This window comes from Cupriavidus pampae (assembly GCF_914271485.1).
Lineage (GTDB): Bacteria > Pseudomonadota > Gammaproteobacteria > Burkholderiales > Burkholderiaceae > Cupriavidus > Cupriavidus pampae.
Window position 1 is genome coordinate 446817 of sequence record NZ_CAJZAG010000006.1, and the last position, 19716, is coordinate 466532.

Genomic DNA, 19716 nt, shown 5'->3' on the forward strand with positions numbered 1-19716 from the left:
CCCGTGGCGGCGCCCCTATGGTCAGGCCGGCAGGGTCGTCAGGTCAATGGTCCCTTCGAACACGGTCGTGGCCGGACCGGTCATGCGTACCGGCTGTTCCGCGCCATCCCACGCGATGCTCAGCGCGCCACCATGTGTGTTGACCTTGACCGGAGAGTCCAGCAGGCCGCGCCGAATGCCGGCCACCACGGCCGCGCATGCGCCCGTGCCGCAGGCCAGCGTCTCGCCGGCGCCGCGCTCGAACACGCGCAGATCGATCGTGTGGCGATCGACGATGCGCATAAAGCCCGCGTTGACGCGCTTCGGAAACGTGGCGTGATGCTCGATCACGGGGCCGTCCTGCAGCACCGGGAACGTTTCGACGTCGTCCACGACCTGCACCGCATGCGGATTGCCCATCGAGACCACCGACAACCACGCCGTGCGGCCATTGATCTCGAGCCCGAACAGCGTGTCGTCGCCTTCGGTGCGCGTCGCCACGCCCTCGGCGAGGAACGGCACGCGCGCGGGCACCAGCTCGGGGGCACCCATGTCCACGGTGACCTGGCCATCGTCCTGCAGCGTGAGCGTGATCACGCCGTTCATCACCTCGACGCGCACCGAGCGCTTGTCCGTCATGCCCTTGTCGGTGACGAAACGCACGAAACAGCGGGCGCCGTTGCCGCAGTGCTCCACTTCGCCGCCATCCGAATTGAAGATGCGGTAGCGGAAATCGACATCGTCGCGCGTGGAGGGCTCGACGATCAGGATCTGGTCCGCGCCAATGCCGAAATGCCGGCTCGCGAGCGCGCGCCACTGGGCCTCGGTCAGGTCGAGCTTCTGGTTGATGCCGTCCAGCACGACGAAGTCGTTGCCGGCGCCGTGCATCTTGGTGAACTGGAGTTTCATGCCCGTCATTCTACTGTCTCAGTAAATTTCCGGCTCGCCCTCGGGGCGATGCTTGAAGCGCTTGTGGACCCAGTAGTACTCGGTCACGCGCGGGCGGATCGCATCCTCGAAGAACGCGTTCATGCGACGCGTGTCCTCGGTCACGCTGGCACCGGGATAGTTCTCCCACGCCGGCAGGATATGCAGCACGTAGCCCTGATAGTCAGGCAGCATCTCGGTGTAGATCGGTACCACCTTGGCGCCGGTCAGCCGCGCAAGCCGCGACACCACATTCAGCGTCAGCGCTTCCACGCCAAAGAACGGCACGAATTCGGAGTCGCGCTCGCCGAAGTCCATATCGGAGATCAGCTGCAGCGCTTCGCCCTTCTTCAGGCTGCGCAGGATCTCGCGCGCGCTGTCGTTGCGAGAGATCATGTTGGCGCCAAAGCGTCCGCGCGCATGCTTGAGGAAGTCGTCGAACAGTGCGTTCTTCTGCTTCGTGTAGAGCGATGCGCCCGAGCGGCCGACGTGATCGCGCAGATGGATGGTCAGCCGGATCGCGCCAGCCTCCACGCCCGACAAGTGCATCGTCACCAGAATGTGCGGCGTGCCGTCGAGCGCGACAAGGTCCGCCTGATCGTCGATCTGCACCCATCGGCGCATCTGCGCCTCGCTGCCGGTCCAGAAGATGCCGCGTTCGGCGAAGCTGCGGAAGATGTTGCGGAACACGTCGCGCGACATCGCGGCGATCTCGGCCTCGGTCTTGTCCGGGAAGCACAGGCGCAGATTGGCCTCGACCACCTTCCGGCGGCCGTGCGGCAGCTTGTGGAGCAGGCCGCCGAGCCCCTCGCCGAAGCGGGCGACGAGCGGGTAGGGCAGTTTGCCGAGCAGCGTCAGGAACGCGATGCCCAACCAGGTAAAGAGGCGACTCATGAATGGGTTTCTGTAGGCGTTGATGCCGTGGCGGCGCTGGCGACCTCGTCTGGCTTGCCCGCGCCAGCCGGGGTCTTGTAGCGGTTGTAGCCCCACAGATACTGCGTCGGCGCCACCGAGATCACCTCCTCGATAGACGCGTTGATGATGGCCGCGGCGGCCGATGGATCTTCGGGCAGCATGCCGTCGCACACCACGCGCAGATGATTGCGGTAGCCGCCACCCCGCGGCAGCCGCTCGGCCGTGACGATAATGACCGGCGCGCCGCTCATCTGTTGCAGACGGTGCACGAGCGTCATGGTGTAGGCGGGCTTGCCGAAAAAAGGTGCCCATGTGCCTTCTCCGCCGCTCGGCACCTGGTCCGGCAGAATGCCGATTGGCTCGCCCCGACGCAGCGCCTTGACCAGCATACGTACGCCACGCGGATTGGCGGGCGCCATGGCGAGGTTGGGACGTGTGCGCATACGCTCGACGAAGTCGCGCAGCCACGGCTGATGTGGAGGCTTGAAGAGTGCGGTCAGCGGGCGCAGGGAGGCGAGCGACTGCGGCAGCACCTCAAAGCAGCCGAAATGTGGCGTCAGGATGATCACGCCCTTGCCGCGCGACTGAAGTCGCACCACCTCGGCCCAGCCTTCGTCAAAGTCGAGCAGGGGCACGGTGATGCGCTTGCGGCTCCAGAAATACGGCATCTCGACGATCATGCGACCGGTGGAGCGCGCGGCTTCCGCGAGTTGTGCCTCGGTCGCATCCGGATACGCGTGCAGGAAGTTTTCCTTGAGTCGGCGGCCGTAGCGGCCGGGCAGGCGCGCCACCAGCAGCCCCAAGGCACCGCCGATGGCGTGGAGCACGCGCAGGGGCAAGCGGGAAATCAGCCAGAAGAGAAAAGTCATGATGCCGAAAGGGGCAATATCCGGATCGTGGGGGGAGGCGCCGACCGAAGTCGCCGACTACCCCCCGACCACCTCGGAAGGCCGGGAAGATCCATAAAACAAGGCAAATAAGGGGATGGCACCGGTTTTGGCCCACTGCCGAGGCGAGTCGGCGAAAGGGTCATGTGCGGCCGGTTCCATTGGCGCACTGCATTGGCGCCAGCAGGCGCGTATAATACCGCCTATCGCCGAGTTAACTGACAACTTGCGGGGCGATACGGTGGCATCCGGGTCTACATGAACCGCATGCCAAAGCCGTTAAATACCGCTAAAGCGTCGCCGCATTGTTTCCAAGGCTGGCACGCAATAGCAACCTGCCAACCCTGGAGATACATCTCGTGGCAAACGACTTCCTCTTTACTTCGGAATCGGTTTCCGAAGGCCATCCCGACAAAGTCGCTGATCAGATTTCGGACGCCGTCCTCGACGCGATTCTCGCGCAGGACAAGTACGCGCGCGTGGCCGCCGAAACGCTGTGCAACACCGGCCTCGTGGTGCTGGCTGGCGAGATCACGACGTCCGCGAACGTCGACTACATCCAGGTCGCACGCGACACCATCAAGCGCATCGGTTACGACAACACCGACTACGGTATCGACTACAAGGGTTGCGCCGTGCTGGTCGCCTACGACAAGCAGTCGCCGGATATCGCCCAGGGTGTTGACCGCGCTTCGGACGACTACCTGAACCAGGGTGCCGGTGACCAGGGCCTGATGTTCGGCTATGCGTGCGACGAGACGCCCGAACTGATGCCGTTCCCGATCTACTATTCGCACCGCCTGGTCGAGCGCCAGTCGCAACTGCGCCGCGATGGCCGCCTGTCGTGGCTGCGTCCCGACGCCAAGTCGCAGGTGACCGTGCGCTACGTCGATGGTCGTCCGCACAGCGTGGACACCGTGGTGCTGTCGACCCAGCATCACCCGGACGTGACGCAGGACCAGATTCGCGAAGCGGTGATCGAAGAGATCATCAAGCCCGTGATTCCGGCCAGCATGCTCAAGGAAACCAAGTACCTGGTGAACCCGACCGGCCGTTTCGTGATCGGTGGCCCGCAAGGCGATTGCGGCCTGACCGGCCGCAAGATCATCGTCGACACGTACGGCGGTGCTTCGCCGCACGGCGGCGGTGCGTTTTCGGGCAAGGATCCGTCGAAGGTTGACCGCTCGGCCGCCTATGCCGCGCGCTACGTGGCCAAGAACATCGTGGCCGCCGGCATTGCGCGTCAGTGCCAGGTGCAGGTGAGCTACGCCATTGGCGTGGCCCGCCCGATCAACGTGACCGTGTACACCGAAGGCACCGGCAAGATCTCGGACGAAAAGATCGCCGAGCTCGTGCAGGAGCACTTCGACCTGCGTCCGAAGGGCATCGTGCAGATGCTGGACCTGCTGCGTCCGATCTACCAGAAGACCGCCGCCTACGGCCACTTTGGCCGCGAAGAGCCGGAGTTCTCGTGGGAAGCGACCGACAAGGCCGCTATCCTGCGCGCTGCCGCCGGTCTGTAATTGCCGTACCGCCCCTCTCCCGCACGGGAGAGGGGTGCGATGCCGAGGTAGCCGGCGACGGTAGTAGAATCCGGGCAACTTCTGTCTTCGAGTTCGCCATGACCGTCGCCACGCCCGCACAGACCACCACCGGTGGTCTGGACCTGATCCGCACGCAGCCCTATACCGACTGGGCCCCAGCCGTCAGTGCCGAAACGCGCGCGCAACTGCGCCGTGAGCTCGAGCAGGGGGCGGTGCTGTATTTCCCCGATCTCCATTTCCGTTTCCAGCCCGGCGAGGAGCGCTTCCTCGACAGCCGTTGGTCGGATGGCAAGTCCAAGAACATCAATCTGCGTCCGAACGAGGATGCGGTGCGCGGTGCCGCGGGCAGCGCGCAGGACCTCGCCGACATCCATGCGCTGATCAAGCGCTACGCGGAGTCCAGCGAGGCGCTGATCCATTCCCTGTTTCCCGAGTACGCGCCGCACATGGTGCGCGCGGGCACGTCGCTGCGCCCGAGCGAGATCGCCGGGCGTCCGGTCAGCTGGCGCAAGGACGACACGCGCCTGCACGTGGACTCGTTCCCGTCGAATCCGATGCTCGGCAAGCGGTTGCTGCGCGTGTTTCACAACATCGACCCGCAGGCGCCGCGCGTATGGCGCGTGGGTGAGCCGTTCGCCGACTTCGCCGCGCGCTTCGTGCCGAAGACGCACGGCATGTGGCCCGGTCAGGCATGGCTGATGAAGCAGCTGCATGTCACCAAGCGACTGCGCTCGGAGTACGACCACCGCATGCTGCAGTTGCACGACCTCGCCAAGGCCGATCTCGACTACCAGAAGACCGTGCCGCAGCAGGAGTTCCAGTTCCCGCCGGGCGCCACGTGGATCGTGTTCAGCGATCAGTTGCTGCACGCGGCGCTGCGCGGCAAGGCGATGATGGAGCAGACGATCTACCTGGATCCGAAGGCGATCGGCGACCACACCCATTCGCCCGAAGCCGTGCTCTCGCGCATGCTGGGGCGGCCCATGGTGGCGGCTTAACGCCGCACGGCCAGTCGTCTATCGGATCAGCAGCTTCAGCATGGCCTCGAAACGCTTGCCGTAGGGCGGCTTGAGCAGGCCCGCGCCGTTCAGGCGCGCTTGCAGAAACACCGGCTTGAGCTTCGAGAAGGTCTCGAAGCCTGCCGCGCCGTGATAGACACCCATGCCGCTGGCACCGACGCCACCGAAGGGCAGATCGTCCTGGGCGATATGGAACAGCGTGTCGTTGACGGTGACGCCACCGGCCACGGTCTGCTGCGTGACGGCGTCGACGTGCGCGCGGCGGCGGTCGAATACGTACAGCGCGAGCGGTCGCGGTCGCGCGTTCACGTACCCGATGGCCGCATCGAGCGTGTCGTAGCCGACGACCGGTAGCACCGGACCGAAGATCTCCTCCTGCATGGCCATTGCATCGTCGGGTACGTCGAGCAGCAGCTCGGGCGGAAAGCGCCGGGCCTGCGCGTCCGGCGCGGCGTCGCTGAGCGCGACACGTTGCGCGCCGGCGGCCTCCGCCGCACTCACCATCGATTGCAGCCGCGCGAAATGCCGCGCGCTGATGATGCTCGTGTAGTCGCCATTACGCGCGAGGTCGGGATAGAGCCGCGCCACGCAGCGCACGGCGGCGTGCACGAAGCGTTCGCGCTGCGCATTCGGCACCAGCACGTAATCGGGCGCGATGCACGTCTGCCCCGCATTGACGAGTTTGCCCACGAGAATGCGCTCCACCGCGTGCTCGAGATCGGCATCGGGACCGATGATCGCCGGCGACTTGCCGCCGAGTTCAAGCGTCACCGGCGTCAGATGGGTGGCGGCCGCGCGCATGACCTCGTGCCCTACCGCGGTAGATCCCGTGAACAGCAGATGATCGAACGGCAGTGTGCAGAACTGCCGTGCCACGTCGGCATCGCCGTTGATCACGGCCACCTCGTCCGGCGCGAATGCGCGATGGATCAGGGCCTCGAACAACGCCGCGAAGCGGGGCGTGTACTCCGACAGCTTGATCATCGCGCGATTGCCCGCGACGAGCGCGCCCACCAGCGGCCCCATGGCCAGATACAGCGGATAGTTCCACGGCACCACGATGCCGATGACACCGAGCGGCTGAGGCACCAGCCGCGAGCGACCGGGCAGGAACCATAGCCCCGTGTGCGCGCGCCGCGGCCGCATCCAGCGCTTGCCATGCCGCAGTGCATCATCGATGCCCGCGATGCTGGGAAAGACTTCGAGCAGCGCGGTTTCCTGGCGCGGACGCTGGGTGAAATCCGCATCGATGGCTTCCGCCAGCGCCGGCTGGTGATCGAGCACCAGCGCGCGCAGCCGCCGTAGCCGATCCGCGCGCACGGACCAGTCCGGGTACTGGTCGTGGCGCGACGCGGCACGCATCGCATCGAACTGTGACGACAGTGACGGCGTGGCGGGCAGTTCTCTTATCATGAGAGGATTCCTATCGCATCCAGCCCGACACCATAAGTCAGCCGCCGCCCAATAACAATGGAGGCGCGCTACCAAACGCCGACGGCCGCGGTAGTCCGTTTGGCGTCTTCACCGCGTTCGGCCAAGCGCCTACACTGGATTTTCGTGACCTGGCACCTTGGCAGCGCTCCACGGGGCCGACCCGATAACACACGAGGGGACGGATGGACACCACCAGTTTTGACTATCTCGTCGTGGGCGCCGGTTCGGCGGGCTGCGCGCTGGCCGGCCGCCTGGCCGACAGCGGTCGCGACACCATCGCGCTGATCGAGGCCGGCGGGCACGACCATCACGCACTGGTGCGCATGCCGGCCGCCGCCGCCGCGATTCTGCCGCGCGCGGGCGCGCGCAACTACGGCTTTGAAACCGTACCGCAGGCTGGCCTCGATGGCCGCCGCGGCTATCAGCCGCGCGGGCGTGGCCTCGGCGGAAGCTCGTCGATCAATGCCATGGTCTACACGCGCGGACGCCCGACCGACTACGACGACTGGGCCAGCGCGGGTTGCGACGGCTGGGCCTGGGACGACGTGCTGCCGTATTTCCGTCGCGCGGAATGCAACGAGCGCGTGGCCGGACACGACGACGATCCGATCCACGGCGGTACCGGTCCGCTGCACGTGAGCGATCTGCGTACGCCGAATCCGTTCGGTGCGCATTTCATCGAGGCCGCCGAGCAGGCCGGCCATCTGCGCAATGACGATTTCAATGGCGTGGAGCAGGAAGGTGTGGGTTGGTATCAGGTGACCCAGCACGACGGCGAACGCTGGAATGCCGCGCGCGCTTACCTGCATGGCGGCAACGTCGCGGACCGCGCACATAACGGCGGCCGCTCGCATCTGCACGTGCTGACCGATACGCAGGTGCGGCGCATCCTGTTCGAGGGCCGCCGCGCGGTGGGCGTGGTGGTGCTGCAGGACGGCCGCGAGCATGTGCTGCGCGCGCGCCGCGAGGTGATCGTCGCGGCCGGCACGTTTGGCTCGCCGCAACTACTGATGGCGTCCGGCGTCGGTCCTGCCGCGCATCTGCGCGAGCATGGCATTGCGCTCGTGCATGACTTGCCGGGTGTGGGTGCCAATCTGCAGGATCACGTCGATATCGCCATGCACAAGCGCGTGGCGACTACCGATCTGTTCGGCGTGTCGTTCCGGGCCATTGGCCGGATGATGGGCGAGATGCGCCGTTATCGGCAGGAACGCTCGGGCATGCTCACCTCCAACTTCGCGGAGGCGGGCGGCTTTGTGCGCAGTCATCCGAATCTGGCCGAGCCGGATCTGCAACTGCATTTCGTGGTGGGTATGGCGGACGATCATATGCGCCACATCAATCTCGGCCATGGCTATTCGTGCCACGTATGCGTGCTGCGTCCGCGCAGCCGCGGCGAGGTGCGACTGCGCGCCGCCGACATGCGCGAGGCGCCGCGCATCGATCCGCACTACCTGTCGGATCCCGCGGATCTCGATGACATGCTGACGGGCCTCAAGATCGTGCGCGAGATCTTTGCGCAGCCGCGGCTCGCGAGCTTTGGGGGCCGCGAACTCTATTCCGGCGCGCTACGTCTGGATGGCAGCGATGACGATGCCGCGCGCGCGCATATCCGCGCGCATGCGGACACCATCTACCATCCGGTGGGCACCTGCCGCATGGGCATGGATGCGATGGCCGTGGTGGACCCACAGTTGCGGGTCCGTGGCGTGGAGGGGTTGCGCGTGGTCGATGCGTCGGTCATGCCGACGCTGGTCGGCGGCAATACGAATGCGCCCGCGATCATGATCGGCGAGCGCGCGCACGACCTCATCCGCTACGCGCCACGCGTGATGCTCAGGCTCCGCGAGGTCGCGGAAGCCGATTGACGAGTTGGCGCGCGGGCGGCGTGCCGCTTGCGTTGCCACCGTCGCCATCACCGTAAGCACCGGAGTCGTTCCCATCCCGCATCTGGAACTGCGCCACGGTCTCGCGCATCCGGCGGGCCTGCTCGTCGAGCGACTGCGCGGCCGCGGCGGCTTCTTCGACCAGCGCCGCGTTCTGCTGCGTTACCTGATCCATCTGGCCCACCGCGTGATTGACCTGATCGATGCCGGCGCTCTGCTCCTGCGACGCCGCCGAGATCTCCGCGATGATGTCCGCCACGCGTTTCACGGCCTGCCGGATCTCGTCCATCGTGGTGCCCATCCGCTGCGCCTGCGCCGAGCCGGTCTGGACTGTGGTGACCGACGCTTCGATCAGCTCCTTGATCTCCTTGGCTGCCGTGGAGGAGCGTTGCGCGAGACTGCGCACCTCGCCCGCCACCACGGCAAAGCCGCGTCCCTGCTCGCCCGCGCGCGCGGCTTCCACGGCGGCGTTGAGCGCGAGGATATTGGTCTGGAACGCGATGCCCTCGATCAGGCTCGTGATCTCGGCGATGCGCGTCGAACTGCCGCTGATCTCGCCCATGGTGCCGACCATCTCGCTGACCGCATGGCTGCCAGTGTCGGCGACATCGGCGGCGCTGGTGGCCAGTGCATTGGCCTGTCGTGCGTTTTCGGCGTTCTGACGCACGGTGGTGGTCAGCTCCTCCATGCTCGACGCGGTTTCCTCGAGCGACGCGGCCTGTTGCTCGGTACGCGCCGAGAGGTCGGTATTGCCGGCGGCGATCTGCGCCGCCGCGACCCCTACCGATTCGCTCGACTGCCGCACATCGCGCATGGCATGGGACACGCGCGCGATCAGCGCGTTGAACGCCTGCGCGGTCAGGCCGATCTCGTCGAGACGGCCGACATGCGCGCGGCGGTCGAGGTCGAGCGATTCGCTCACGTACTCGAGTGTGCGCTGAATGTCGTTGAGGCTTTGATGAATGCGACGGTACAGCGTGATGGCCATCCACGCGAGAAACAGCGCGGACACCCCGATCACGAGCACGAACACGCGCACGGTCCAGCGATGCTGCGACGCGTTCTGCGCCACGGCATCGGCACCGAGTTTCGTGTTGTAGGTCAGATGCTCGTCGATGGCCTTGCGCAGCGCGGTGGCGCTCGTGTTGAGCTCGCCCGTGGTCGCCATTTCCTGCGAGGCCGCGTAGTCATTGTTGTTGGACTTGTCGAGGAATTTCACGCGCGCCGCGCGGTAGCTCTTCGCGGCATCGCGATCGGCGGCCAGCAGCTTGCGATCGGTCTCATCGGAGATGTCGTCGCGCTCGTAGCGGGAGAGTACCTCGTCGAAGCGCTTGTCGGCCGCGCCGATCTTCTGCTCGGCGTTGCCTTTGGCGACGATATCGTCGGTCATGGCGTGCTGCAGTGAGGCCACGCGCATATCGCTGAACGCGTCGACGACCTCGTTCAGATGTCGCACGCTTGCCAGCGTGTTGTCGTTGAAATATTCGAAGCGTTGTTCGGATTGGTTGAGTTGCCAGATGCCACCGAGCCCGACAAAAAGCAGGGCAAGGATTGCGATGGATAGCGTGAGAAGCAGACGTTTGCTGAGGTTCATTGGGCTTTGACGACGGAGATGTCCATGTCCTGCCCGGTGGCATGACCATGCACATGCCGGGAGAACGCCACTGTGTTTACGGACACCGTCTGAACAGACTTGAGCCACGTACCGGCGTGCCCGAAAGCGGTGCATGCGCGGCCCAATCAGCCCCCTGTGCAACCCCTCACGGGCACGCGTGCCCGACGATCCGATGCAGCAGAGCAGGGTCGCCATCGAGCGTGCCGAACACGCGGCCATGCTGACGGCCGAGCCGGCTCGCGACGAACTGTTCGGCGGCTTCCGCGCCAACTCCCGCATCGGCATGCGCGAGCATCAGCGCGGCCTGCGCGGTGAGCACAAGCCCTTGCGCGAAGCGCCGCGCGCCGGCTTCCAACTGTTCGGGCGCCTGGCGCAGCATCGCCTGCAGCGAGGCGAGCTCAGCGCGCACGGCCGCGTGTCCGTTGGACAGTCGTGCGAGGTCCTGCAGGATGCGCGCGCCATCGTCGGGATTGCGCTGCAGCGCGCGCAATACGTCGAGGCACATGATGTTGCCCGAGCCCTCCCAGATCGAGTTGACCGGGGCTTCGCGATAAAGGCGTGCCATTGGGCCATCCTCGACGTAGCCGTTGCCGCCCCACACTTCCATCGCTTCGCCGGTGGCCTCCAGCGCGCGCTTGCAGATCCAGAACTTGGCGGCCGGCGTGATCACGCGCTTCCACGCGGCCGCCAGCCCATCGTCCGGATTGTTGTCGGCGCGCTCGAACGCATCAGCCAGCGCCATCATCAGCAGCGTGGCGGCTTCGCTCTCGAGCGCGAGGTCGGCCAGCACATTGCGCATCAGCGGCTGGTCGGCCAGCAGCCGGCCGAAGGCCTGACGGTGACGCGCGTGATGCACGGCCTGCACCAGGCCCGCGCGCAGCAGCGCGGCGCTGCCGATCACGCAGTCGAGCCGCGTGCTGGTGGCCATCTCGATAATGGTCGGAATGCCGCGGCCTTCCTCGCCAATGAGAATGCCGGTGGCGTCGCGGAACTCGACTTCGCTGCTCGAGTTGGAACGATTGCCGAGCTTGTCCTTGAGCCGCTGAATCAGGATCGGGTTCTTGCTGCCGTCGTCGCGGAAACGCGGGACGAAGAAGCAGGAGATCGGGCCGTCGGCGGCGCCCATGCGCGCCACCACGAGGTGCGCGTCGCACATCGGCGCGGAGAAAAACCACTTGTGCCCGGTCAGCGCGTACTCGGCACCGCGCCCCTCGCCGCGCACAGGGGTGGCCACCGTGGTGTTGGCGCGCACGTCGGAGCCGCCCTGTTTCTCGGTCATGCCCATGCCGATCATGATCGCGGACTTGTCGCGCCAGGGCAGGTCGCGCGCGTCGTGCTCACGCGCGAACAGGCGCGGCTCCAGATCGCGCCACAGCGCGGGTTCCTTGCGCAGCACCGGAATGCTCGCGAAGGTCATGGTGACGGGGCACAGCGCGCCTGATTCCACCTGTGCCTGCAGAAAGTAGCCCGCCGTGCGCGCGGCCCACGCGCCCGGTCGCGGCTCGGCGAACGGCAGCGCCTGCAATTGTTGCGCGCGCAGCAGGCCGAGCAGCGCATGCCAGCTGGGCTGAAACGTGACGGCATCGATACGTTCGCCGGTGCGGCTATGGGTATGGAGTTCAGGCGTGAGCCGGTTCGCTTCGGCTGCCCAATGCTGCACTTCTGGAGTGCCGAGCTGCGCGCCGTAAGCGGACAGCGCGTCGGCGTGCCAGCCGCCGCCCAGCCGCGCGAGCGCCGCGCGCAGGCCGGGATCGGTCTCGAACAGGTTGTAGTGCGCGAGGTCCGGTACCTGATTGAACACGCGATGCGTCTCTGCGGTTTCCGTGGTCATGACGTCTCCTGAGCGGGCGGCTGGCACGATGGTACGGCAACTGGCGGCATCAATATGTCGCGGCGCAACATCCGGGCGGGCAGATTCAAAACCGCATCGCAATGCTGCTAAAACAAAATTCCGGGTGGCGGCGCGCGGCCCCTTGTGCTTAAATTCACCCCGTTGGATGAAACAGGGGTGCCGTACGGATGGGCCGTGCGGCTGAGAGAGTCCCTTCGAACCCGATCCGGCTAGTACCGGCGTGGGAAGTTTCACGTAAGAACCGAACTGCTCCAGTCCCGCTTTCTCGCGGGGCTCCGCCTCCGGACCCTCAGGGACCCTGGCAGGCTCACTGGGCTCCTGGTTTCGTCCATCCCCGCAAGAGAGAGGACGACACTCATGGCCCGTACTGCCCCCGCCGCATCTTTCGAATCGCTCGAAAGCGATCTCGACCAGAAATTCGCCTATCCGGCATCCAGCAAGACCTATCTGACGGGCAGCCGCCCGGATCTGCGCGTGCCGCTGCGCACGATCCTGCAGACGTCCACGAAGACCGAGAAGGGCGACATGCCCAACCCGCCGATTCCCGTGTACGACACTTCGGGTCCGTACAGCGATCCGGATGTGCATATCGACCTGAAGTCCGGTCTGCCGCCCGTGCGCGCCAAATGGATCGACGAGCGCAACGATACGATCGTGCTGCCGGGCCTGTCGTCCGAGTACGGCCTGGCCCGTGCGAACGATCCGGCCACCGCGCATCTGCGTTTCGCGCAGCTGACCAATCCGCGCCGTGCCAAGCCGGGCGCCAATGTGTCGCAAATGCACTACGCGCGCCGCGGCATCATCACGCCCGAGATGGAATACGTGGCGCTGCGCGAGTCGCTGAACCTGCAGGCGCTGTACGACAAGGCCGAATACCGCGCGCTGCTGCGCCAGCATCCGGGCAACGCGCTCGGCGCCAACCTGCCGCTGCGTCCGGAGGACATGACGCCCGAGTTCGTGCGCAAGGAAATTGCCGCGGGCCGCGCGATCATCCCCGCCAACATCAACCACGTGGAACTGGAGCCGATGGCCATTGGCCGCAACTTCCGCGTGAAGATCAACGGCAACCTCGGCAACTCGGCGGTGACGTCGTCGCTGGCCGAGGAAGTCGAGAAGATGGTGTGGTCGATCCGCTGGGGCGCCGACACCATCATGGATCTGTCCACGGGCAAGCACATTCATGAGACGCGTGAATGGATCCTGCGCAATTCGCCGGTACCGATCGGCACGGTGCCGATCTATCAGGCGCTGGACAAGACCGGCGGCATCGCCGAGGACCTGACGTGGGAGATGTTCCGCGACACGCTGATCGAGCAGGCCGAGCAGGGCGTGGACTACTTCACGATCCATGCTGGCGTGCTGCTGCGCTACGTGCCGATGACCGCCGACCGCGTGACGGGCATCGTCTCGCGCGGTGGCTCGATCATGGCCAAGTGGTGCCTCGCCCACCACAAGGAAAACTTCCTGTACACGCACTTCGACGAGATCTGCGAAATCATGAAGGCGTACGACGTGTCGTTCAGTCTCGGTGACGGCCTGCGTCCGGGTTGCATCGCGGACTCGAATGACGACGCCCAGTTCGGCGAACTGCGCACGCTCGGCGAACTGACCGCCAAGGCGTGGGAGCACGACGTACAGGTGATGATCGAAGGCCCGGGCCACGTGCCGCTGCAACGCATCCAGGCGAACATGGACGAGGAACTCAAGCATTGCTACGAGGCCCCGTTCTACACGCTCGGACCGCTGGTGACCGACATCGCGCCGGGCTACGACCACATCACGAGCGGCATCGGCGCCGCGAACATCGGCTGGATGGGCACCGCGATGCTGTGCTACGTCACGCCGAAGGAGCACCTGGGTCTGCCGGACAAGGAGGACGTACGCGAAGGCATCATCACGTACAAGATCGCGGCGCACGCGGCCGACCTCGCCAAGGGCTGGCCCGGTGCGCAGCTGCGCGACAACGCGCTGTCGAAGGCGCGCTTCGAGTTCCGCTGGGAAGACCAGTTCAACCTCGGCCTCGATCCCGAGCGCGCGCGTTCGTTCCACGATGCCACGCTGCCGGCCGAAGGCGCCAAGATCGCGCATTTCTGCTCGATGTGCGGTCCCAAGTTCTGCTCGATGAAGATCACGCAGGAAGTGCGCGACTACGCGGCATCGTTGCCGGCCGCGCAGAAGGGCATGGAGGAGAAGTCGATCGAGTTCGTCCGTCAGGGCGGCAAGATCTACTCGTAAGCCGATGACTGCAGCGCAGTACTATGACGTCGCCATTCTCGGCGGCGGCCTGGCCGGGCGGTTATCCGCCTGGCTGCTCGTGCGCGCCGGTGCCCGCGTGGCACTGGTCGAGCGCGGTAGCCCCGACGGTACCGGCTCGGCCGCGTACGTCGCGGCCGCGATGCTCGCGCCGCTGGCCGAATCGGCCATCGCGGAGCGGCGCATCGTGGATCTCGGCGTGGCCAGCCTGACCTTGTGGAAACGCTGGGTCGAAGAGCTGCCCGATCCTGTGTTCTTTCAACAGGACGGCACGCTCGTGGTGTGGCATGCGCGCGATCGCGGCGAGCTAGCGATGTTCACGAGCCGCATGCGCGCGGTGGCGCCGCCCGAGATGATCGCGGCGCAACTGCGCACGCTCGACGGACGTGGCGTGGCCGAGGTGGAGCCCGATCTCGCGGGTCGCTTTACGCAGGGGCTGCTGCTGCAGGGAGAAGGGCAGATCGACAATCGCGGCGCGATGCGCGCGCTGCTCTCCTGCGCTGTTGCCGAAGGCCTGCATTGCCTGTGGGAAGTCGGCGAGGTTGACGAGCACATGTTGCCGTCGCTGGGGATTCGCGCGAACGTCGTGCTCGACTGCCGCGGCCTTGGCGCGCGTGCCGCATGGCCTCAGGTCACCACCCCGGTCACTACGCAAGCGGCCAGCACGCAGGGCAAGACGAGTGGGGCGATGCCGGGGTTGCGCGGACTGCGCGGCGAGGTGGTACGCGTGCACGCGCCCGACGTGTCGCTGCATCGGCCGGTGCGGCTGCTGCATCCGCGTTACCCGATCTATATCGCGCCCAAGCCGAACGATATGTACGTGATTGGCGCCACCGAACTCGAGAGCGAGGACGAGTCGCCCATGAGCGTGCGTTCGGCGCTGGAGCTGTTATCCGCCGCGCATTCGCTGCATCCGGCGTTTGGCGAGGCACGTGTCCTCGAACTCAATGTGCAGCTGCGGCCCACGCGGCCCGACCATCTGCCGTCGATCCGCGTCGAGCAGGGGGCGCGCGTGGTGCGCGTCAACGGCTTGTACCGGCATGGCTGGATGATTTCGCCGGCCGTGACCGAAGCTGCGTGCGAGGTCGTGCGCGCGCTGCTGAACGGCGACCTCGCCGCGCATGCGGTGCCCGCGGCGTTGCGCTGGCCCGGCATGATCGAAGCGGTAGACGAGTCGGCGCTCGATGCGCACTACGAAGCTGTCGTGCCGGCGGCGTCGGTCATCGACGGCGGCGACACGATTCACTGATACCACGCATGATGGAAATTTTGCTCAACGGTCGTTCGCTGGAACTCGCCGATGCCGCCACGCTGGCGGATGCGGTAGCGGCGGCCGCCATTGCGCCGCCGTTTGCGGCGGCCGTCAACGGCCAGTTCGTGCCGCGCGCCGCGCATGCGGCCACGCCGCTTGCGGCCGGCGACCAGATCGACCTCGTGCAACCCGTAACCGGAGGCTGAACCATGGCATTCGAACCCGCCGAGACACTACGCGACCCGTTCGTGCTCTATGGCGAATCGTTCGCGTCGCGGCTGCTGCTCGGCACCGCGCGCTATCCGTCGCCGGCCACGCTGGAGGCCGCGATCGAGGCCTCGCGTCCCGCGATGATCACCGTGGCGCTGCGGCGCCAGAGCGCAGTCGGCAATGCCGAGGGCCAGACCCTTGGCGGCCAGGCGTTCTGGCAGATGCTGCGCACGCTCGGCGTGCCGGTGCTGCCCAATACCGCCGGCTGCTTTACTGCGCAGGAAGTTATCAACACCGCGCAGATGGCGCGCGAGGTGTTCGAGACCGACTGGATCAAGCTCGAACTGATTGGCGACGACTACACGCTGCAGCCGGACACGTTGAATCTGCCGGCCGTGGCGGAGACGCTGATCCGCGATGGCTTCAAGGTGCTGCCGTATTGCACCGAAGACCTCGTGCTGTGCCGCCGGTTGCTCGATGTGGGCTGCCAGGCGCTGATGCCCTGGGCCGCACCGATCGGTACTGGCCGTGGCGCAATCAATCCGCATGCGATGCGCACGCTGCGCGAGCGGTTGCCCGACACGCCGCTGATCGTTGATGCCGGACTCGGCCTGCCGTCGCATGCGGCGCAGGTGCTCGAGTGGGGTTACGACGGCGTGCTGCTCAACACCGCGGTCGCGCAGGCGGCCTATCCGGTGAATATGGCGCGCGCATTTGCACTGGCCGTCGAGGCAGGTCGAACCGCCTATCTCGCGGGACCGATTCCGGAACGTGAAGTCGCGCAGGCGAGCACACCCGTGGTCGGCATGCCGTTCTGGCATGCGGCTGGCGCGGAGGACCGCGCATGACGCGACAGGGTCCGTTTGACGCCGCGCTGTATCAGTCCCTGCTCGCGCGCTTTGGCGCCACCTTCGGGCGCGACGAAACGCCGTGGCGTGCGTGGCCGCTAGCCGACGCACCAGCCGCGCTGGCGCCGCAGGATGTGGTGCTGGCGGACGACGAGGTGACCGAAGACGTGATCACGCGCGTGGCCACGGCCGGCGCAACGTTGATCGCCACCGAACGCGAAGGCGGGCGCTGGGTCGATACCGTGCGTTCGCCGATGGGCGTGTGGGTGCTTGAGTCGCACGCCGATAGCGACGCGGCGCATCCGCCTGCGTTCGTGTCGGTACTGCTGGCCGCGCGCGCATTGCACTTCCCCGCGCACGACGCGCTGTGCCTCGCGCGGGCATGGCAGACGGGCGAGCAGGACTGGCCCACCGACTTCGCGCGCTTTCCGCGTGTGCGGCACGCCGCGCTCGCGGCGCCCGAGCAGTTGCCGCCGCCGTTCGCGCCGTGTCCGGCCGATCTCGGTCTGTATGCGGTGGTGCCGACGGCCGAATGGATCGAGCGCCTGGTGCCGCTCGGTGTGCCGACCGTGCAGTTGCGCTTCAAGTCGCCCGAGGGCGAAGCCGTGCGCGTCGAAATCGAGCGTGCCGCGCGGGCTGCCAAGGGTTCTGCGTCGCGGCTGTTTATCAACGACCACTGGCGCGTCGCCATCGAACTGCACCAGCAACTGGGCACCGATAGCGGCATCTATGGCATTCACCTTGGCCAGGAAGACCTCGACGTGGCGGATCTCGACGCGATTCGCGCTTCGGGCCTGCGGCTCGGCGTGTCCACGCACGGGTATGCCGAGATGTTGCGTGTGGCGGCAATTTCACCGAGCTATCTCGCACTTGGCGCGATCTTCCCGACCACGACCAAGGTGATGCCGACCGCGCCGCAGGGCATGGGACGCTTCCAGGCGTATGTGAAGCTGATGCAGCCCGTTATCCCTGCACTGGTCGGCATCGGCGGCGTCAACGCAGCCAATCTGCCCGAGGTGTTGGCCGTCGGCGTCCGGAGCGCGGCGGTCGTCCGCGCGATCACGGAGGCCTCGGACGTGCCCGCTGCCGTCACTCGCCTCAAGGCGATGTTCGAACGCTGATTGCGGCGGCGCCGCGCCCGGTACTGGAGCGCGGCGCCGATTGCGCATATCCTCTGACTCGCACGTGGCGGATCGTAGTTCCGCTACGCGGAACTACGAGAGGATACTTGTTTTGGACACGCAGATCATCCCGGCCGCGCCCGGCACACCTGACCGCCCCTATTTTGGTATCGATGTGCCGCTGATGCGGCTGCTCGGCCTGCAGCCGATGCATATGGAAGAGGGCCTGTGCCGCACCCGCCTCCCGGCCAGTGACCGGATCGTGAATAGCCGTGGCGATGTGCACGGCGGCACGCTGATGGCGGTGCTCGACTTCACGCTCAGCGGCGCCGCGCGCTCGCATGCGCCGCTCGATGTCGGCGTGATCACCATCGACATGTCGACGCACTTTCTGGCTGGCGCGCGCGGCGAGCTGACCTTCGAGGCCCGCCTGATCCGTCGCGGCGCCAAGATCGCGTTCTGCGACGGCGAGGCGAAGGATGCCAGCGGCAACGTGGTGTGCGTCGCGCGCGCGGCGTTCAAGCTGGTGCCGATGAGTAGCGGTGGGAACTGAGACGGCGACAATCAGGCGCGTCGATACACCGCCAGAAAGCGTGCGCGTTCGGTAATGCCGTAATCGCCGGGCGCGTACTGCATCAGCCAGTCGCCCGCTTTACCGTGCAGCACGTCGCCACCGGCCGAGCGTGCAATCGAGAACGGCTCCGGCATTTCCTTCGCCAGCACCGGCACCGGCTTGTTGCGATACGCCCCGGGCTGGTCGGCCAACGCGTCATAGCGCGCATCGAAGCGATCGCGCGACACGCACCAGCGGTCACCGGTGCTACCCGTCACGATGGCATCGCCCACGCGATAGCGATTGGGCCCCTCGCGGCTGATCAGCTCGCCCGGCTCCGCGGCAAATTCCACCCGTACCGTTTCTTCCTTCACGTACAGCGCGGCGGCGGCGTCCTGCCGCAGGTCGATATGGTCCAGCAGGGTCATGATGTCAGCCCAGCGCGCGTGGCGCGAACGTATGGTTGAGCGGGCCGTTGCCGGCGCCGAGTCGTAGCGATGCGCCGGCGGCAATCGCCGCGGCGACGTAGTCGAGCGCGATGGCGACCGCGTCGGTCAGCGTATCCCCGCGCGCAAGTTGAGCCGCCGTGGCGGCCGCCAGCGTGCAGCCCGTGCCGTGCAGGTTTGGCGTATCGATGCGCGGATGCGAGAACACGCGCACTGTGCCATCGGCGGTCATCAGCAGGTCATCGAGCTGATCGCCATCGCCATCTTCGAGGTGCCCGCCCTTCAGCAATACCGCGTGGCAGCCAAGCGCGATCAGGTCCGCGGCGGCGCTCTCCATGTCCGCGCGTCGCGCGATGCGCCGGCCGAGCAGATAAGAGGCTTCCGGCAGGTTCGGCGTGACGAGCATCGCACGCGGAAACAGCAGCCGGACCATGGCCTGATTGGTGGCATCGTCGGCAAGTGTGGCGCCCGAGGTGGAGATCATCACGGGATCGACCACCAGCCGGCGGATCGCATGACGATCCACGGCATCGGCCACGGCCGCGACGATCACGGCGGTGCCGAGCATGCCGGTTTTGGCGGCATCCACGCCGATATCGCTGGCCACGGCATCGATCTGCGCGCCGACCATCTCGGCTGGAATTGCGTGCACGCCGGTGACGCCGAGAGTGTTCTGCGCGGTGATTGCCGTAATCGCGCTCATGCCGAAGCAGCCAAGCGCGGCAAAAGTCTTGAGGTCCGCCTGAATGCCGGCGCCGCCACCCGAGTCGGAGCCGGCGATGGTCAGCGTGCGGGGTGGCCGGTTTGGCTGGGGTGACATCGTCCGGGACATAGAGAAAAAAATAGGGGATTGGCGACACGCGCGGCCGAGCACGCTACAATACCGCCACTCCGAGGAGCGTTGCAACGGATGACCCCGCGTCATTCGCCAGGCTCGGATGTCTTCAACGGCGCTCGCTGATCCGTGGCACTCAC

General features: G+C 66.5%; 17 protein-coding genes and 2 riboswitches. Of the genes, 9 read left to right on the forward strand and 8 right to left on the reverse strand.

Features of this window, described 5'->3' with window-relative positions; all coding sequences use genetic code 11:
• Positions 1-21 precede the first annotated feature (21 nt).
• The 3 genes from dapF to LDO41_RS17445 are packed head-to-tail and all read right to left on the reverse strand — an operon-like array spanning position 22 to position 2690.
• Positions 22-888, reverse strand: a complete 867-nt coding sequence (dapF, locus tag LDO41_RS17435; protein WP_223990378.1) for a diaminopimelate epimerase — start codon at positions 886-888, stop codon at positions 22-24.
• 18 nt (positions 889-906) lie between these two features.
• Complete coding sequence (locus LDO41_RS17440) at positions 907-1800, reverse strand: lipid A biosynthesis lauroyl acyltransferase (RefSeq protein WP_223990380.1); 894 nt, start codon at positions 1798-1800, stop codon at positions 907-909.
• Positions 1797-2690 (reverse strand): lysophospholipid acyltransferase family protein, encoded by an 894-nt coding sequence (locus tag LDO41_RS17445; protein ID WP_223990382.1) that lies wholly within the window; start codon positions 2688-2690, stop codon positions 1797-1799. Before LDO41_RS17445 ends, LDO41_RS17440 begins: the two co-directional genes overlap by 4 nt.
• A gap of 377 nt (positions 2691-3067) precedes the next feature.
• On the opposite strand from LDO41_RS17445, the gene metK reads away from it, so the two are divergent.
• Together metK and LDO41_RS17455 are read left to right on the forward strand one after the other, a co-directional pair.
• Positions 3068-4231 (forward strand): methionine adenosyltransferase, encoded by a 1164-nt coding sequence (gene metK, locus LDO41_RS17450; protein ID WP_223990384.1) that lies wholly within the window; start codon positions 3068-3070, stop codon positions 4229-4231.
• 98 nt (positions 4232-4329) lie between these two features.
• A complete protein-coding gene (locus LDO41_RS17455) occupies positions 4330-5250 on the forward strand; it encodes a Kdo hydroxylase family protein (RefSeq protein WP_223990386.1) in 921 nt (306 codons plus the stop codon).
• Between the two features lie 18 nt (positions 5251-5268).
• On the opposite strand, the gene LDO41_RS17460 is transcribed toward LDO41_RS17455, so the two are convergent.
• Complete coding sequence (locus tag LDO41_RS17460) at positions 5269-6684, reverse strand: coniferyl aldehyde dehydrogenase (protein ID WP_377741616.1); 1416 nt, start codon at positions 6682-6684, stop codon at positions 5269-5271.
• Between the two features lie 203 nt (positions 6685-6887).
• Here LDO41_RS17460 and LDO41_RS17465 point away from each other — a divergent pair, with 203 nt between their 5' ends.
• Positions 6888-8573 carry a GMC family oxidoreductase gene (locus LDO41_RS17465; RefSeq protein WP_223990388.1) on the forward strand — a complete coding sequence of 562 codons (1686 nt, stop codon included), beginning with the start codon at positions 6888-6890 and terminating at the stop codon, positions 8571-8573.
• Here the strand turns inward: LDO41_RS17465 and LDO41_RS17470 are convergent.
• Both LDO41_RS17470 and LDO41_RS17475 read right to left on the reverse strand, forming a co-directional pair.
• Entirely contained in the window at positions 8542-10185 is a 1644-nt protein-coding gene (locus LDO41_RS17470; protein WP_223990390.1) for a methyl-accepting chemotaxis protein, read from the reverse strand. The genes LDO41_RS17465 and LDO41_RS17470 overlap by 32 nt on opposite strands.
• A gap of 166 nt (positions 10186-10351) precedes the next feature.
• Positions 10352-12037 (reverse strand): acyl-CoA dehydrogenase family protein, encoded by a 1686-nt coding sequence (locus LDO41_RS17475; protein ID WP_223990392.1) that lies wholly within the window; start codon positions 12035-12037, stop codon positions 10352-10354.
• Positions 12038-12200: 163 nt separating this feature from the next.
• A riboswitch (TPP riboswitch) is annotated at positions 12201-12302 on the forward strand.
• Between the two features lie 113 nt (positions 12303-12415).
• Here LDO41_RS17475 and thiC point away from each other — a divergent pair.
• The 6 genes from thiC to LDO41_RS17505 all read left to right on the forward strand — a co-directional run bounded on the left by thiC (position 12416) and on the right by LDO41_RS17505 (position 18295).
• Entirely contained in the window at positions 12416-14293 is a 1878-nt protein-coding gene (gene thiC, locus LDO41_RS17480) for a phosphomethylpyrimidine synthase ThiC (RefSeq protein ID WP_223990394.1), read from the forward strand.
• A 4-nt stretch (positions 14294-14297) separates the two neighbouring features.
• Positions 14298-15560 (forward strand): FAD-dependent oxidoreductase, encoded by a 1263-nt coding sequence (locus tag LDO41_RS17485; RefSeq protein WP_223990396.1) that lies wholly within the window; start codon positions 14298-14300, stop codon positions 15558-15560.
• Between the two features lie 11 nt (positions 15561-15571).
• On the forward strand, positions 15572-15769 hold the full coding sequence (gene thiS, locus LDO41_RS17490; RefSeq protein ID WP_223990519.1) for a sulfur carrier protein ThiS: 198 nt from the start codon (positions 15572-15574) through the stop codon (positions 15767-15769).
• Between the two features lie 3 nt (positions 15770-15772).
• The gene (locus LDO41_RS17495; RefSeq protein WP_223990398.1) at positions 15773-16621 is read left to right on the forward strand and encodes a thiazole synthase; all 849 of its coding nucleotides are present in this window, start codon (positions 15773-15775) and stop codon (positions 16619-16621) included.
• Positions 16618-17742 (forward strand): thiamine phosphate synthase, encoded by a 1125-nt coding sequence (locus tag LDO41_RS17500; RefSeq protein WP_223990401.1) that lies wholly within the window; start codon positions 16618-16620, stop codon positions 17740-17742. Before LDO41_RS17495 ends, LDO41_RS17500 begins: the two co-directional genes overlap by 4 nt.
• A gap of 112 nt (positions 17743-17854) precedes the next feature.
• Positions 17855-18295 carry a PaaI family thioesterase gene (locus LDO41_RS17505; RefSeq protein ID WP_223990403.1) on the forward strand — a complete coding sequence of 147 codons (441 nt, stop codon included), beginning with the start codon at positions 17855-17857 and terminating at the stop codon, positions 18293-18295.
• Positions 18296-18306: 11 nt separating this feature from the next.
• Here LDO41_RS17505 and LDO41_RS17510 read toward each other — a convergent pair whose 3' ends face one another.
• Positions 18307-18723, reverse strand: coding sequence for a PGDYG domain-containing protein (locus LDO41_RS17510; protein ID WP_223990405.1), 417 nt, complete (start codon positions 18721-18723; stop codon positions 18307-18309).
• Positions 18724-18727: 4 nt separating this feature from the next.
• A complete protein-coding gene (gene thiD / locus LDO41_RS17515) occupies positions 18728-19561 on the reverse strand; it encodes a bifunctional hydroxymethylpyrimidine kinase/phosphomethylpyrimidine kinase (RefSeq protein ID WP_223990407.1) in 834 nt (277 codons plus the stop codon).
• A gap of 67 nt (positions 19562-19628) precedes the next feature.
• Positions 19629-19704: riboswitch (S-adenosyl-L-homocysteine riboswitch) on the forward strand.
• The last annotated feature ends 12 nt before the right edge of the window (positions 19705-19716 follow it).